The sequence below is a fragment of the Brakhagea slesvicensis genome (assembly GCF_052161625.1).
Taxonomy (GTDB): domain Bacteria; phylum Planctomycetota; class Planctomycetia; order Pirellulales; family Pirellulaceae; genus JBKCUI01.
This window is the reverse complement of the sequence record NZ_CP197412.1, coordinates 3,514,917-3,530,702: the sequence shown is the minus strand read 5'-3', so window position 1 is coordinate 3,530,702 and position 15,786 is coordinate 3,514,917. Positions and strand designations below refer to the sequence as shown.

11 protein-coding genes are annotated in these 15,786 nt (G+C 56.3%); 4 read left to right on the top strand and 7 right to left on the bottom strand.

Annotation, left to right across the window (positions count from 1 at the left end):
- Window positions 1-119 precede the first annotated feature (119 nt).
- Window positions 120-569, bottom strand: a complete 450-nt coding sequence (locus SH467x_RS13360) for a hypothetical protein (RefSeq protein WP_482367605.1) — start codon at window positions 567-569, stop codon at window positions 120-122.
- The gene (locus tag SH467x_RS13355) at window positions 566-2,173 is read right to left on the bottom strand and encodes a prenyltransferase/squalene oxidase repeat-containing protein (protein WP_482367604.1); all 1,608 of its coding nucleotides are present in this window, start codon (window positions 2,171-2,173) and stop codon (window positions 566-568) included. Before SH467x_RS13355 ends, SH467x_RS13360 begins: the two co-directional genes overlap by 4 nt.
- Before the next feature lie 251 nt (window positions 2,174-2,424).
- Here SH467x_RS13355 and SH467x_RS13350 point away from each other — a divergent pair, with 251 nt between their 5' ends.
- From SH467x_RS13350 to SH467x_RS13335, 4 genes are all read left to right on the top strand, one after another.
- Window positions 2,425-2,649, top strand: a complete 225-nt coding sequence (locus tag SH467x_RS13350) for a small basic protein (protein WP_146678082.1) — start codon at window positions 2,425-2,427, stop codon at window positions 2,647-2,649.
- Between the two features lie 468 nt (window positions 2,650-3,117).
- The gene (locus SH467x_RS13345; protein ID WP_482367603.1) at window positions 3,118-4,272 is read left to right on the top strand and encodes a KpsF/GutQ family sugar-phosphate isomerase; all 1,155 of its coding nucleotides are present in this window, start codon (window positions 3,118-3,120) and stop codon (window positions 4,270-4,272) included.
- A 44-nt stretch (window positions 4,273-4,316) separates the two neighbouring features.
- Entirely contained in the window at window positions 4,317-4,844 is a 528-nt protein-coding gene (locus SH467x_RS13340; protein ID WP_482367602.1) for a KdsC family phosphatase, read from the top strand.
- The gene (locus SH467x_RS13335; RefSeq protein WP_482367601.1) at window positions 4,841-8,236 is read left to right on the top strand and encodes a DUF5585 domain-containing protein; all 3,396 of its coding nucleotides are present in this window, start codon (window positions 4,841-4,843) and stop codon (window positions 8,234-8,236) included. The genes SH467x_RS13340 and SH467x_RS13335 overlap by 4 nt, the downstream gene beginning before the upstream one ends.
- Window positions 8,237-8,292: 56 nt before the next feature.
- Here the strand turns inward: SH467x_RS13335 and SH467x_RS13330 are convergent, their stop codons facing one another.
- The 5 genes from SH467x_RS13330 to tmk all read right to left on the bottom strand — a co-directional run bounded on the left by SH467x_RS13330 (window position 8,293) and on the right by tmk (window position 15,679).
- On the bottom strand, window positions 8,293-9,675 hold the full coding sequence (locus SH467x_RS13330; protein ID WP_482367600.1) for a DUF1552 domain-containing protein: 1,383 nt from the start codon (window positions 9,673-9,675) through the stop codon (window positions 8,293-8,295).
- 22 nt (window positions 9,676-9,697) lie between these two features.
- Window positions 9,698-12,292 carry a DUF1592 domain-containing protein gene (locus SH467x_RS13325; protein ID WP_482367599.1) on the bottom strand — a complete coding sequence of 865 codons (2,595 nt, stop codon included), beginning with the start codon at window positions 12,290-12,292 and terminating at the stop codon, window positions 9,698-9,700.
- Between the two features lie 95 nt (window positions 12,293-12,387).
- A complete protein-coding gene (locus SH467x_RS13320) occupies window positions 12,388-13,707 on the bottom strand; it encodes a trypsin-like peptidase domain-containing protein (RefSeq protein ID WP_482367598.1) in 1,320 nt (439 codons plus the stop codon).
- A 94-nt stretch (window positions 13,708-13,801) separates the two neighbouring features.
- The gene (locus tag SH467x_RS13315) at window positions 13,802-14,650 is read right to left on the bottom strand and encodes a Vgb family protein (protein ID WP_482367597.1); all 849 of its coding nucleotides are present in this window, start codon (window positions 14,648-14,650) and stop codon (window positions 13,802-13,804) included.
- Window positions 14,651-15,070: 420 nt separating this feature from the next.
- Window positions 15,071-15,679 (bottom strand): dTMP kinase, encoded by a 609-nt coding sequence (gene tmk, locus SH467x_RS13310; RefSeq protein WP_482367596.1) that lies wholly within the window; start codon window positions 15,677-15,679, stop codon window positions 15,071-15,073.
- Between the last annotated feature and the right edge of the window lie 107 nt (window positions 15,680-15,786).

Below are 15,786 nucleotides of genomic sequence, written 5' to 3'. Positions count from 1 at the left end.
TAACGGTAGCACCGCCCCAAAAGTGGGATCGAAAGAAATACGGGATGGATCGAAATACAGGAGCAGTCGTCCGCGACTGGCTCCTACCGCGGCAGACGCATTTTCCCGTGCAGCGCATTCTAAGTTTCTAGCGACTGCAACATGCTGATGATCATCGCTTGAAAGACTTGCTCCAACGTCTGGAAGTCTCGATCCTCGGCTTGGATTTGAACGAGATACGTTTTGCGGTCCACGGTGAACGCAATCAATCGCGACGTCACGAGCAAATCGAGAAAGTAAAACTGCAAATCCGCCCCTCGGCAATCTTGCAGTATTTCGCCCCGGAAAGTGAGCTGCGGATCGAACGATTGCTGCTCCACTTCTTCGTATTCGGCCATCATGGCCGCAGCGCTGCTCTCCACCGCAGACCTGGGGGAGACGTTCCACGGGTACTCGCTGACGGTCATGAAAGCCGACGTGGGGCTTTCCAAGGTGAAGCCGATTGTTTGGTCATCCTCGGTATCCTCGGTAAGGTTCCAGTTCTCGGGATACATGCACCGAAGACCGATCCCCTGATATATCTTGGTCATTCTCCGCTCATTCGATTCAATGGTAGGTGTCGGTAGTACGTCTCCAAACAGTAGATGGAGAAGCAAGTTGAATAGAGCCTACCACCTCCACCTTCATGTGGATCATCCTGAGCAGACCAGCTCCCGCGGTTGGGGCCCGACTTTTCTTGCAACGCGGGCAATTCTACTTTCATGACGTCATTCCAACGACGCCAATATTCCCCTCCGACGTGATGCAACGAGGTGGTTGCATAATACCAGTAGTAAAACGATCGCCGATCCGGAGCCTGCGCGACAGGATTGCTGCAAAGGAGCTCACACCCCTCTTGAATCCGCTTGTCCGTAGCGCTCCACCCCAAATAGAGCCGGCACAACATTCCTTCGGCGGTCATCGCAGGAGTGCCTACCGAATAGCGTTGATACGCATAGCGTTCGCCATCCGGATCCTTGGCCGTCCCTCTACCGGATCGCTGAACCAAATCGAGGAAATTGTGGACATTCTCCAGCGTACTGCTATCGACGAGCAAGCCTCCCATGCGAGCGCTCATCAGCGCCATCACATACCATCCGGTGACACTCATGTCCCCAGGCTCTTTGGGGTTGTATCGCCACCCCCCATCTTTGGCTTGAGCGACCTGCGCGTATTGTATGGCGCGCATGGCAATCGACTCGAGTTTGGGATCGCCGGTCATCCCGTAAAGCTCGCAAATCGCGATGCTGCACTGCGCCTGCGCGTAGGTCCTTTGGTTGCCCGAGGCCCGCTTTGCAAAAAAACCATCTTCATCCTGCTGCGAGATCAGAAAGTCGAGCCCACGTTTGACTTGGAATTGATACTCGCCCGATTGATGGGTGTTCCCAGCCCCCAGAAATGCCAACATCGCCATCGCGGTGGCAGCCGGCTTGTTCTCGGTTGTGGCCCCACCCTTGTAGGGTCCCACCAGCGACCAGGAACCATCGGATCGCTGCTGTTTCGCGAGCCAATCCAGTCCAGCAGCGACTGCATCTTCCGTCCCCTGGGTCCCCCCATAGGCTTTGAGAAGCGTTTCCTTGAGAATTCCTGTTCGCCCTTTCAATCCTCCGAGAATGGGAGAATCCAAGGCCAGATCGTTGGCCGCCACATCCGTGGGCAAAGCGGGGGTCGCCAAATCGAGATTCAAACTCTCCAGACTGATGGCATCCGGCAGGTTCTCCAGCATCTCGGAATCCTCCGCCGAGGGATTGATTTCGAACGCCGTCAAGTCATCTTCCCCGTTGGTGTCGGAAGATGTCCCAGAGAGTATCGTGATCGAATCCCCAATCTTTTCAGCGATCGGAACGATAGCCAGCAACAAAATGATGGCGAGGTGGACAATCAAACTTGTCAGCCAAGATGGCGTTTCCTGCAGACCAAAACGGACCCACAGCTTCTCGCGCCAAGTCAGCTCTTCCTCTCGATCTTCTTCCGCATCCCTCTCGCCGGTTGCGGTCGGGTGAGCGCTCCCAGACGTGACTCCCGCAGGCGCGACTCCCTTGCCACCCCTACCAGTGACCTGCGGCGGCGGAGCCAGTGACGGTGGAATCGCGGGGGGTGGGACCGGTAGAGGGGGTGGTTGGTGCGAGGCCGGGTCGGAAGCTGATTTGGACACGTTCGTACGACCTCTCGGTGCGTTTACTTTCTGGAAAAGGTCAATCGGCAGATAACAAACGCCGATAGCGGTAATTCTCGTACGCCCGGCACCCTCGAATTCAACCGCCACGTCGATTATATGGGTTTTCCCGTATCCGGGAAAAATCGCGACCTGAATTGTGGTCGCAATTGCGGCTTGTCGGCCAACCCGCCCCTCGCTACAATCCTCACCCTTCGAACGCAGCTAATGTCCACCAGGAGTTGATTTCCATGACCCTCGACAAGAGCTTGAAGGTCCGTGCAGGATCGATCAAGACCCGAAATGTGCTCACCCGAGCCGAGCGAATCAAGCGATTGCAGGACATCGATAAGTGGTCCGAAGATAGCATCGTTGTCGGCATGGCCAAGGTCCGCGTCCCCAAGATCTCTTTGAAGAAAAAGAAGAAGGTCAAAAAGGAGGACGAGGCAGACGACAAGAAGAAAAAGAAGAAGTAGCCATTCGGCTCCTCGCAGAGCCCTTTGGTTCCCATCGCCGCTCTATCCACAGCCGCTTCATCTGCTGTGGTGTTGGACTGACTCGATTCGCTGCACTTTCTCGCGCTGGATGATTTGTATCCAGAACGCGGAGTGCGTCGCGAGAGATCCTAAAGCGATTGCGGGTGGCTTGAGTCTAGCATTCCCTATCGAGGGGATGCTGTTTCTTCGAAAAAAGCAAATACAAGGTGAGCTTCGCAGCTCACCTTTTTTTATTGGAGTTGAGAGGTTTTGTTGGAGTCGAAAGGCCTCCCAACTCTTCGTTCCCACGAGATCTCTGTTGTCTCGCCTGGATTCGGTTTGGTAAGCTACCAGATGCAGATCACCGGAAAGGTCTGCCTACCCGGTCCGCATGCACACTGGTCCGCATGAACTCCGGGCCAATGCAATTTGGATTGTTTTCAACTACGCCAAGGATGGCTATCGATCATGGGACTTCCCGCTCGAAAGCAAGCGGTCTCGCCGAGCACTCGAAAAAGCAGGCTGGCGCGAGGCAAAGACGTGCTCCAACAAGCCTCCGCTGCCATTCAAGCTACCGCGGAATCTCTCGATGAAGATTTTTTGGTTGCGGTCGACAAGATCCTCACCACGCGCGGGAGTGTCATCGTCTGCGGCATCGGAAAGGCAGGATTGGTTGGCAGAAAGATCTCGGCGACTTTCGCATCGACCGGAACACGATCCCATTTCTTACATCCCTCCGAGGCCGTCCATGGCGACTTGGGAAGCGTTGGTCCCAACGATGTGATGCTCCTCCTTTCGAACAGCGGGACGACGGAAGAGATCGTTCGCATTCTTCCGTTCGTCAGCCGGCGCGCTGCAGGCCTGATCGCCATCACGAGCGCTGGCAACAGCCCCCTCGCGAGAGCCGCCGACATAGCCCTCATCCTCCCCCCCTGTCGCGAAGCTTGTCAGCACAATCTCGCTCCGAGCACGAGCACCACGTCCATGCTGGCGATCGGTGACGCGCTCGCGCTGGTCGTGAGCGAAGCAAGAGGCTTCGGTATGCAGGACTTCGCAGAGCTGCATCCCGCGGGCGCCTTAGGAAAACGACTGGCGAGCGTGGACGAAGCCATGCGTCCTCAAACGGAGTGTCGCCTCGCGCTTTCCTCGCACACCATCCGCCAAATCTTGGTCGACGCCGCCAAACCAGGCCGTCGAACGGGTGCGGTCATGTTGGTGGATGCAAACGGTGTTCTCGAAGGGATCTTCACCGATAGCGATTTGGCGAAGTTGATGGAGCAACGAAAGGATCAAGACCTCGATCGCCCCATCTCCGAGCGGATGACCAAATCCTTTTCGGCTATCCAATCCGGAGCGCGTCTGAGCGACGCGGTGGATGTCATGGTCGCGCGAAAGATCAGCGAGCTCCCGGTCGTAAATCGCGATGACAAACCCATCGGGATGATCGACATTACCGACGTTCTGGAAATCGAACATCTGCAAAACATCGCATTCGCTCCGACGCATGCAAAACGAGATGCATCGAACGATCCACAACCGACTGCCACAGAAGAACAGGATCGCATGGAAGAAGACTGGGATGCTCCTCCCACATCGCTTCGAATCTTCGGTCGCAAACACTAATCGACATATCATCATCGACACCCCACCGTCACAAGGCATCCAGAGTGGCCCCCAAAGATAACGACGTAGCCAAGCCCATCAAACTGATTCTGTCGGATGTCGACGGCGTCTTAACCGACGGCTCTATCACCATCGACAACGCGGGAATCGAAAGCAAAACCTTTCACGTGCGGGACGGACATGCCATTCGACTTTGGTGCAAGGCGGGGTTTCAATTCGGATTGCTCACTGCGCGCAATTCGCACATCGTCAAAATTCGAGCCGCCGAACTTGGTATCACGCTAGTTCGCCAAGGCTTTGAGGATAAACTTCCAGCCGCGCGCGAGATGATTCAACAGGCGGGATGCGAACCGCACGAAGTCTGCTACATCGGTGATGATCTTCCTGATCTCAGCGTGATGTACGAAGTCGGATTGAGCGCGACCGTGGAGGACGCAGCGTCCGAAGTTCGCCAGAATGCAAAGTGGGTAATGACCTCTCCGGGAGGAAGAGGGGCTGTTCGCGAACTGGTCGAGCGATTGCTTAAAGCAAAGGGGTTATGGGATGAGTGCATCCCGAATCGAGTCTCATGATCTTCTCGCGCGAGTATCTTCGAGTCTTCCTTCCTCTCGCGATCTGCTTCGCAGTCTATCACCTCACGTTCGTACCTTGGATCAACCACAAAACGCGAAGCACGGAACGAAAGTGGTCTGCGGCCGTATTGCCTGATACGGATGAATGGTGGGATCTTTTTTTTCGAGAAGACTCGTGGCAAAGGAAATCCCCCCAAGTTCTCACGACCGAAAGCGGTACACTCCTCTATCGCGAGCGCGTCGAGATCAGTGAGACCCGCTGGCATATCAAACCGCTTACCATCCTGATCCCGCAGCGCAGCTCCGGGGCGTCCAAAAGAGCGATCCTCATCTCGAATCCCGAAGGAGCTGAAATCCAGTTCCAACGTCGCCCCGATTGGACCTCCGAACCTCCTCCCGTGGAAACCGGTAGGCTTCTCGGGCAGATCCAAATCTATTCACCTCCTGTCGATGGGTCGAGCAATAGCGGCCTGCTCATTGAGACCAGCGAAGTCCGAATTGAAAAGCGTCAGATCTGGACCGATAAAGGGATCAAGATGCAGATGGGAGACTCCCTCATCGAAGGGCATTTTCTCACCATCAATCTCGAACAAAAACTCTTGAGCACCGAGGAGCCCATCTCCCCAGGTGTGAAGACTCCGTTCGATGGATTGGAAAGCATGGAATTGACCTATGTCGACCGCGTTCGAATCGGTCTCAAAAATGGAGGTCTTTGGCCCAGCGATAAAATCAAGGATGCGGCGCAGCGCCCCGCCCACGCCGTCCTGAAATGCGGCGGTCGATTCACGTTTCATTTCCAGCAATCCGAAGCCATGCTGCGAGGCGGTGTTCACATGGAACATCGGGTCGAAGGTCTCCCGATCGATACGTTCGACTGTGAAGATTTGACCATGCAAATCGGATTCCATGAAGATCCGATCCAACCTGCACCGAGCGCCCACGAACCGCGCAAACCTTCACCGTGGAAACTCGACAAGCTCACCGCCGTCGGTGCGCTGGGTAAAACGCCATCGGATCGCTCTCAATGGATGAAGCTCCTCGCCCCAGGCATGCAAGTCGAAGCATTGGGACAACGGCTGTTTATCGATTTCTTGAACGGGGAAATCCATCTGAGCAACACCCTACCTCTCACCGTCGCCCAAGAATCCTCGCCCGTCTATCTGCGACGCGAAAACATGCAGGTATGGGCTCCGGAAATCCTCTTCGGGAACCCGAAACTCTTTCAGAAGTCCAACACCGGTACAGCAACTCCCATCGACCGACTTGGAACGGTGGTTGCCAGCGGTCCCGGTGTCGCACAAATGGAATCCGATCGCGAGACCTGGAAACTATCGTGGGGCCAAAAACTCCTTGTCCGCCCCTCCGATCAACTCGACGTCGTGTCCATCGTCGGCAGCGCCAACATCAACAACTCCTCGCAAGGAACATTCCTTGCCGATAAGCTCGACCTTTGGCTACGCCCAACTGACGAAAATCGCATCGCGAGTCTCCAACGCTTTTACTTGAACGAACCCGTTCCGAAGTGGCTTCCCGAAGCGATGGCGGCTTCGGGCGATGTGCGAGTGGAATCGCCTCAACTGATTGCCCATGTGCAAAAAATGAATCTCAAATTTCGGTATCCGGAATCGGATGCAGATGCGGCTCTCGCATCGTCGACTACCTCACCCCAATCTCCGACTCCCCAATCTCCCACAACCCAGCTTCCTGCAGCGTTCCCCTACCCCTCGACAGGTGTCGGCGGCACGTCAAACCCCAACGTCGTTCGACAACCGACGACAGTAGCAAGTGGCGCGGCAGCTTCGGTGCAAGATGCTGTTCCGCCACCGCGTCCAGATCCCCTTTCGGTCGCAGCGGAATCTCTCGACATGGTGGTCAAGAGCGTAGGCAAGAAGAGCTCCATCGAAGGTCTTTCGCTCGAAGGTCCCTTTGAAATGCGAAAGGAAATGCTCGACAGCGCCAGTCCTTGGCCCTTCACCGCTTCGGGAAAACAACTTCGTATGATCGAAGTTGCACGCGATACGATGGATGTGCATATTGTCGGTGAACCAGCGCGCATCACGGTCGGGCGCGGCGAGGTGGTTGCACCGGAATTGAAACTGACGCAGAGCGAAAATGTTTTTCATATCGACCACCCAGGCGAATTGGTCATCCCCCCCGAAGCGATCCCCCTTCAACCGGAGACGCAAGGTGCGGCAACCCTCGTTAGCACTCCAGGATTGGGACTCCCGAACACCCTTTCCAATAGCTCTCCCTCCCCTCTTTCCAACCCCTCGTTAGTAAAATGGCTCGAACCTCCTCGACTGCGATGGGGAGAGCGGATGACGTTCGACGGAAAGATCGCACGGTTCGGCGGGGGGGTTGATCTCACATGCCGAATTCAATCCGCAGCGGACTCGATCTCGCATATCTTCGTTCAGTCTCGATCCCTTTCGGTCGAAATGGCACACGCGATTCCACTCCAACCGACGTCCGCGCGCGGTGGGCCGAAAGCGCAAGTGCAAATCATCCGATTCGAAGAGGATGTCGATATCAAGATGGCGGAAACCGACCTGGCAATGCAGCGACGCTCCGCCGAACATATGCGACTGCCGCGACTCGACATCTACGCCCCGACGCAAACCTTCTTGGGATACGGCCCCGGTGAAGTCTGGAGCCGTCGGTATGCGATGACCGCTAGTCTCCCCGCTTTTGGTACCCCAACAACGACGACTTCGTCGAAGACCAACACCCTCCAGTGCTTGCACCTGAGCTTCACCGGGCGGCTGGAAGGAGATTTGCGCACAAAGAAAGCAAGTTTCTTCGACCGCATCGATGCGTTGATGGGACCGATTGCGTCCTGGGAGGATCAAGTCAACGTGCATCGAGCGGAACGCCTTGGAAAGAACCAAACGCGGCTCAGCGCGGATCAACTCAATTTGTTCGATGGAGGGGAATTGAGCTACAACCAGATCTCTCCAAGCAATCGCGGAGAGGCGCCCCCTCCGGCATGGGAACTCGAAGCTGTCAGCCGCGTGCAAGTCGAATCGATCACCGACAAAGGGCGTGTGACGATGGAGGGACACAGCCTCAAGTACGCAGCGAAAGAAGATACCGTGATCGTTTCCGGGTCACCTCGGCAAGCTGCCTTGTTCACCCTGTACCCCAACGATGGTTCCCCTAGCGACTTCATCGACACGCGCCTCCCCAACATCTCCATCCAACTCAAGACCGGAGCGATCAAAGGAAATATCAGCCGAATCGAAGGACCGCTGCCACCGAATATGCAACGAGCCGGCACCCCAGGCTCTACGACACCCGGCTCCAGCATGAACGGACAGGCAACCACAGGCTTCCCCAACAATCCCCTCCTGCCCGATCCGAGGGGGGGCGGAGGCGCCACCCGTCCCCGTTAGGCCGACCGCTCCCGAAAGCTTGAGCGCGTCGCGGCAGAGTTCTCAGCGATTTGCGACTAGAGAGTCTCGATCCTGCCATTCGAATCACCGAACGCATCGATGTCGACACCGAACTCGTTCAACATGGAGACGAACAAGTTCGACATGGGCTGCTTGTCGAGCGCACGGTACTGTCCCGGATGGAATCGACCTCCTGCATGTCCTGCGAGGATCACAGGCAGATTCTCATGCGTGTGACGATTGCCATCGGCGATCGCACCGCCGTAGACAATCATGGAATTATGCAGAATCGATTGACCATCGATATCTTCCATGCGCGAAAGCCGATCCAAAAACTTCGCGAACGATTCCAAGTAAAACTGATCGATCCTGGCTACTTTCTTTGCGAGCTCCGGCACGCGCTGATTGTGCGTGAGATAGTGGTGCCCCTCGGGAATGCCGATCTGCGGAAAGATCTTGTTGCTTCCGTCGTAGGCGAGGAGCAACGTCGCAATCCGAGTCGAATCGGTTTGGAAGGCGAGAGCCAGCATGTCGTACATGATCTCCATGTACGAGGCAAAGTCTTGTGGGATTCCGACAGGCTGGGGCTCTGTGGTGGAAGGGGCCTCTTCAAACTTCTCCGCAGCTTCGATTCGTTTTTCCATCTCGCGAACCACGCTCAAGTATTCGTCGAATTTGCGACGATCGTTGATACCCAAGTCGCGTTCTAAACTTTTTGCTTCCTCGAGAACAAAATCGAGCACGCTCCGCTGGGTGGCTTGGCGCTGCAAGAAATTCTTCTCCCTCTCACCTGGCTCTCCCGCACCAAAAAGCCTTTCAAAGACCAGTCGGGGATTCGCTTCAGGAGTCATCGGAGTCGTGGGGGAACTCCAAGCCAAATTGTATTGGTAGGCGCACGCATAGCCGGAATCGCAGCTTCCTGAATTGCGAATCAAGTCGGAAGTGAGCTCGAGCGAAGGGAACCGGGTGACGTTTCCCATCCGTTGCGCAGCGACTTGGTCGATCGACACGCCCACATGGATGTCGCTTCCCGCCGTCTTTCGCGCTCGCATGCCTGTCAAGAATGTGGCATTGGCTCTCGCATGATCACCCGCACCATCCGGACCCGCCGTCGCATTGACATGGTCCAATCCGCCTAGGACCTGAAAATGGGCCTTCACCGATTCCAATGGCCGCATCGTTTCATTGAGCTCGAACCCCTCTTTGGGGAACCAATGGTCCTGCTGCACGCCGTTAGGAATCGACATGAATGCCATACGCAGTGGAGCGCCGGTGGCTGTCACCGCTTGCCGCCCCGATGCCACTGCACCATGGGCATGACGACCGGATCCCAATGACAACATCGCGGGGACTGCAATCGATAATCCGGTGGATCGCAGAAAGGCACGACGGTGCAACATCTTGCTCTCCCGGTGAATTCGGTAGGTTTGTTTCATCATCGAATCGCTTTGCAGAGAAGGGTTATGGTTGTCGAGGAATGGTGCGTTGGTTTTGGAAAGGAGATGATTGGATCACCCCGTCGAGGAGCACACGAAACTTGCCGTCGTTTCGCTCCAAGGCTTCGACGATCAAGTCGACGCTGTGTTCATCGGAGGGCTCGATCCCCCTCCCTAATGCGAAAGTCATCAGCTTCTGTGTGATACACCGATACAAATCGCTGGCATGGTTTTGCCGCAAAACCCTCTTGAGCTCGCGAATGTCGGAAAAGGACTCGCCGGTGATCAAGCTTCCTGTCGGATCGATCGCCACGCCTTTCTCCTCGGTGCGCCACATTCCGAGGGCGTTGAAGTTCTCGAGCGCCAGCCCGAGAGGATCCATGCGCGCATGACAAGAAGCGCACAGGGCCGATTCGCGATGGACCGAAAGCAACTCTCGCAAACTCGGCTCGCGGCCTTCAAATCGAGAACCGGAATCCTCCAACTCTGGAACAGCCGCTGGAGCGGGCGGGGCAGGGGTCCCGAGCAAATTATCCAATACAAACAGCCCCCGCTTTACCGGCGAGGTACGAGTGGGGTTCGATGTAACCAACAGCATAGAAGCATGGGTCATCACTCCGCCGCGCGGACTATCCGGCGGCAATTCCACTCGGCGCATCTCGTCGCCACGCACCCCTGGGATGCCATAGTGATCCGCTAACCGCTCGTTCAAGAACGTATAGTTGCAATCGAACAAATCGAGCAGGGACTTGTCTTCCTCGACGATGTACTCCACCAACATCTCCGTCTCGCGCCGCATCGCACGCTTCAAATCGGCATTGAACCGCTCAGCAACCTCTCGCAACTCCTGAAACCGCGCTCGATCCTTCTGTTCGCTCGGATCGACAGGTTCACCCGGCCGTCGTCGAAACCGCCCCCGAAACGCATCCCTCAAACGCTCGTATTCTTCTTGATGTCCGAGAACGACCAAGGGATCGATGGCGATCTGCGTCACGTCCCGAGTTCGAAGCCATTGGCCAACGAAGTTTGAAACGAATTGTGACGCTTTAGGATCCCGTAACATCCGATCGACTTGCGTTCCGAGATTAGCCCGCAACGCCCCTTTTTCTGCCAAGCCATTCAATTCGTCATCGGGCATGGTCGACCATAAGAAATAGGAAAGTCTCGCTGCCAAGGTCCGTTCATCTGTCGGCCCGTAGGATCGGTTTTCGTCGCTCTCAAGGGGGGGATCGATCCGAAATAGAAATCGGGGGGAAGCCAACACACTCACCATCGCCTCGCCGATCCCGGCCTCAAAGGTCGCTCCCGGCAAACGCCACTTCCCCTCGGATATGGCGACCAGTCTCTCCACCGTCGATCGTTCGACAGGCCCTCGGAACGCCCGCGATGCGAATCGCTCCAGCAACTCCAACGCGTACTCCTTGCGCTGCTCCGGTGCATCGGGTGGTTCGGATCTGCTGAAGAATCGCTCGTAATTGGGTGGTGCTACAAGCTTGTTTGTTCCCGTCGGCCCTTCAATCCTCACATGAGCTATCTCGAAGCGAACATTCGTAGACATGCCTGGAGCACTCTTTTCGTCCTCGTCACTCTTCGGTGCAACAGGTTGCAATTCAAATTCGATGCGATGCTCGCCGGCTTCGAGCTGCTCTCGGTATTCGCTGACCAAAAGTTTATTCTCATTCCACCCATACTCCTCTTCACTCTTCAGTTGATCATTCCACCGAACCCAAACACGGTAGCGGGCAGGATCAAAATCAAAGGACCCGTGCAGTTTCACTCCGATACTGATGCGGTATTCGCCCGCCTCGGCAATTTGCAGGGAACGCGCCACCTTGGCAGGGACTTTGCCGTCGAGAGAGTTTCCCTTCATGGCTTCGCCGTTCTTGAGAAAATCCCGGCCCGTGAATTCCTGTTTGGGAACGATCTTCGATACGGTCGGTACCGCTTGATCGACCACCATTCGAGCCGCCTTAAGGTACTTCTCCATCAACATGGGCGAAAAGGACAACGCGTCCCCGACGTTGTCAAAGCCGTGCCCCGAGTCATCCGGGGGGAAGAACAAAGTCGCATCGAAGGAGATCCCCATCAAATCTTGGACGGTGTTCCCGTATTCGGCGCGGTTCAATCGGCGAATGACACCACGCCCCGGATCTGGATTCTTCAAATCGATTCCGAACGCTTCGGTTTTCACCCATGTTGCAAGCCTCTGCTTGTCGGCAGCGCTCAACCTCTCCGAGCCGGAGGGTGGCATGATTCCTGCGCGCACGTTCTTCAGGGCATTCCACCAGATGTCGGCGTGCGACGCATGATCGGTCTCCTTGGAGATCCCTTCAAAGGAAACGTTTCCCTCGCTGTTGTCATCGTTATGACAATCCCAGCAATACCGCTCCAAGAGAGGGCGGATATGTGCGGCGAATTCCACCCGGTCCTCCGGTGCCGAAGCGGGTAGGACTGTGGAGTCGACGGCTTCTGAGTCGACGGCTGTTGGTTCGACGACTGTTGGTTCGACGGCTGGGGATTGAGCCTGGATCGATGGGCCTGCTAAAGCGAAGCAAGCTGCCACCGCAATTCGAGAAATACATATCCCAGCAGCGCTGGAGTCAAAATCGAATAGTTTCATAGGGCATCCATCGAGAGGTCACGGATTTTGCCCTAGCATTGTAGCGGCTTCGAGTTTGCGCCGCCTTGTTTTTGCATGGTTGAAGAAATGAACCCCTAGCGGCGAAGGGATTGGTTTTGCAAGCTTTGAACCAGCTCCGCAGTCGGGTTGTCGATCTCCCATCGCTGGCTTTGACCATTCTCTTCGAACAGTACCGTGAGCTTGGGGCGAGCAGGAACAGGTCGATCCTGGTTCGCGGAAGCGACCGCGGGTGGGACCGCGGGTGAGACCGGAGCGCTGGCCATGGCTCCCTCCCCCAACTCCGAATGGGTGAACAAGCGGTTCAATCCCAGCCTCATCAACTGCTGATACACCACTTCCGGAGCGTTGTAGAGCCCTTCATTCAACTCGCTATCCGCTGCATAGCAAACGCCGATCAATTCGCCGCGTGCGTTGAACAACCCTCCCCCGCTTCGACCTTGAACGGGCGCTCCATACACCTCGACGTTGGGGGCTCCCAAATAGCGATTGAGCTTGGTTATCCGCGAATCGCGGCGCGAGGGATTGGTCCCGTGATCACAGCCCCAGCTGTAGACCGCCTCCCCCTCGTTGAGCTTCTCCCGATGGTTCATCAACCGCGCTGTCGGAACCGATCCCTCCGGGCGAAAACTGATCAAACCGATGTCGGACTCCCCCGCTTGGAAGTCGATCAAGGTGGCGTGGTAGGTTCGAGGCTGTCCCCCGATGAACGTCTCAACCAGAATGCGAGTCCCACCTCGGGTGTCGCGAAAAAGATGACCGCATGTCAGTACAAGAGCTTCCCCCTGGAACGTGTCAATAATCGTCCCAGTGCCAATCGCCTCGTGCTGCGGTTCGTCCACCCGAATCCGGACCGTCGCCTCAGCAGGGTTCGAGGGAGGACGCGGTGCGGTCCGATTCCGTTCCATGGACATCAACGGATGCGAAGCCGGCGATAGTGCTTGATTCGTACTCGCGGAGACCTCGGACAACGGGACGGCGGCCGACGGGGACTGCCCCCTCACGACGGACGAATCGTTCGGGTTTGCAAGAACGCGAATGCTGTCGACAGACGATGCGGCCAACATGCGACGAACCAACTCGTCGAACTGAGGCTCTCCAATCAATCGATCCACCTCGCGTCCATTTCGGATCAAGACAACGGTCGGATACTTCTCTATATGCCAGCGAGCTACCGATGACTTCTCTCGAACTCCATCGAGTGTACGGATCGCCCAGCCCGACTGGATGGCTCGCTGAACAGCCCCTTGCACCGAACGACATGCAGGGCATTCCGCTTTAGTAAAGAACAACGCGACGCAATCCCCGACTCGGTTCTCAAAGGAGAGCAATCGCTGACTGCAACTCAGCGCCGCTACCCAAACCAGCGCGGCAGCAATCGTCTTCAACCCTCGCATAGCTTCGTTCCCTAGCCTCGTGAAATCCTTTTCGAACTGAGAAGGGGCGGAGTCTCGCGAATTTGGGGAGCCGACGCAAGATCAGCTTGCTTTGCTAGCGTTCACCAAAACGATGGACGACCTCTAACGAATCTTTCGTCAGCTGGGTAAGGTCCCACCGGAAGATCGCGCCCGCTCGCGGGTCGGCAATCCAAAGCGTGTTCCCCTCGATATGCAAGCCAACGGGATTGATCAGCCGATCTCCCGAATCAAGCCGGCTCGGGCTCCCCGAGGCAGGGATCCGCCATATGCATTTGCCATAGCCGTCCGACACGAACGCATCTCCGCTCGCGCTGACTCGAACCTGGTGCGCAAACTGGAACAGCGGCTCCTCGACCACCTTCTCGATCGACTTGTCCGGCTTGATCCGCAGCAACGGCGACTTGCCATGGCTCACAACCCAAAGGCGGTTCTCGCTGTCGATCGCCAATCCACGCGGAGCAGGAACTTTCACGTAGGTCTCGGTCGTACCCGATTTGGCATCCACCCGAAAAATAGTATGGAGCTCCAAGTCAGCGACGAACAAGTCGCCGTTGGGGGCCACGGCGAGATCCATTGGAATCCCGATCTTCCCTCCAGTCACTCCGACCGGTTTGGCCGACGCGTCGAACCGGTAAACATCACGCGTAGACGAATCACCAGCCAACAACGCCCCATCGGGAGCGACGGTCAAACATCGGACAGCGTTCAGGGGAGTGCGGAATTTCGGAGAACCTTGAAAGTAAGGTTTCACCTCTCCTCCCTCGAGCAACCAAACGGACGAATTGCCACGGTCTGCAATAAAGAGCTTCCCCCCCCCACCCGCCACAGCGAGCGGGTACGCATCCCCCTCGGCAGCCCAGAGGGCCGATTGGAAGAGCAGGGCGATCGCGACGAACAGCCCGAACCGTTGCAAAAGAACCATCCCCGCCTTCCTAGAACGGGGCGCACACATAGCGGTAAAGAAATCCATATCGCAAACTTCTCAAACATCGATCGAAAGAATGAAATGACTCAACCACCCTACAGCATAACGCAGCCAGGGTATTTCCCACCCCCTTCTGACTGCAAAATCAATTCAATCCACCAACCTTTGGGGCAAGACCGAATAGCCAGGCGGCGCCTACCCTCGCGTCGGTTGGTCCTTGCGAGTTCGCAAGTCCTTCCACTTCGAGTCGTTCGTGGTTGAGGATTGGATCGGTCAAGTGCGTTCGTTGGTTCGAGCAGGAGTTCGAGCAGGAGCACCGGTCAGGGGGAAGGAAATCCATGCACACAGAACCCTACATGCTCCGAACGGGAGCGTGGAACCACCTCCCCCAGGTGTCTCGTTCAAACCAAACGAACTTCAATACCCGATTACAAATCGCGCGATCGCTTCATGGATCGCAGCGATATTTTGTGTTGCATCCACGATCACATAGTCCCCACCTGCCTTGGCGACTTGCTCGAGAAATCCACGACGCACGCGATCGAAGTAATCTAGCCCCCGCTTCTCCAGTCGATCCTGGCCTCGTTGAATCCGCTTGAACGCCACCTCAGGTGGCAAATCGAGAAGGATGGTTTTGTCTGGCCGAAGTCCTTGGGTAGCGATGCGTCCCACCTGCCATAGGTCTTCGGTATCCAGCCCCCCTGCAGAACCTTGGTATACGACGTTGGCAAGAAGAAAGCGGTCGCATACGACTGTTCCCCCTCGTTGAATCGCAGGCATAACAAGATCCTGCACCAACTGAGCCCGAGCAGCCATATACAAAAGCATTTCGGATTGTCTGCAAAGCGGGATATCCTCGCGATGGAGCAATATTTCCCGTATCGATTCTCCCAGCGGCGTACTCCCTGGATCGCGAAAGCGTGCAACGCGATGCCCATGGGCGTGAAGAAGATCGCAAAGCAAATCCAGCTGGGTCGATTTCCCCGCACCATCGATCCCATCGATCGTAATAAACATACTTGTCATTTGTTAAGAGTCCTGTACCCCATTTCCGCCTGCCGACGCGAGCGCTCGATCCCCGCACCCGATTCGCATCTGTTTTCGCGCAGGTCTATAAACTGCGATTTTTCCTT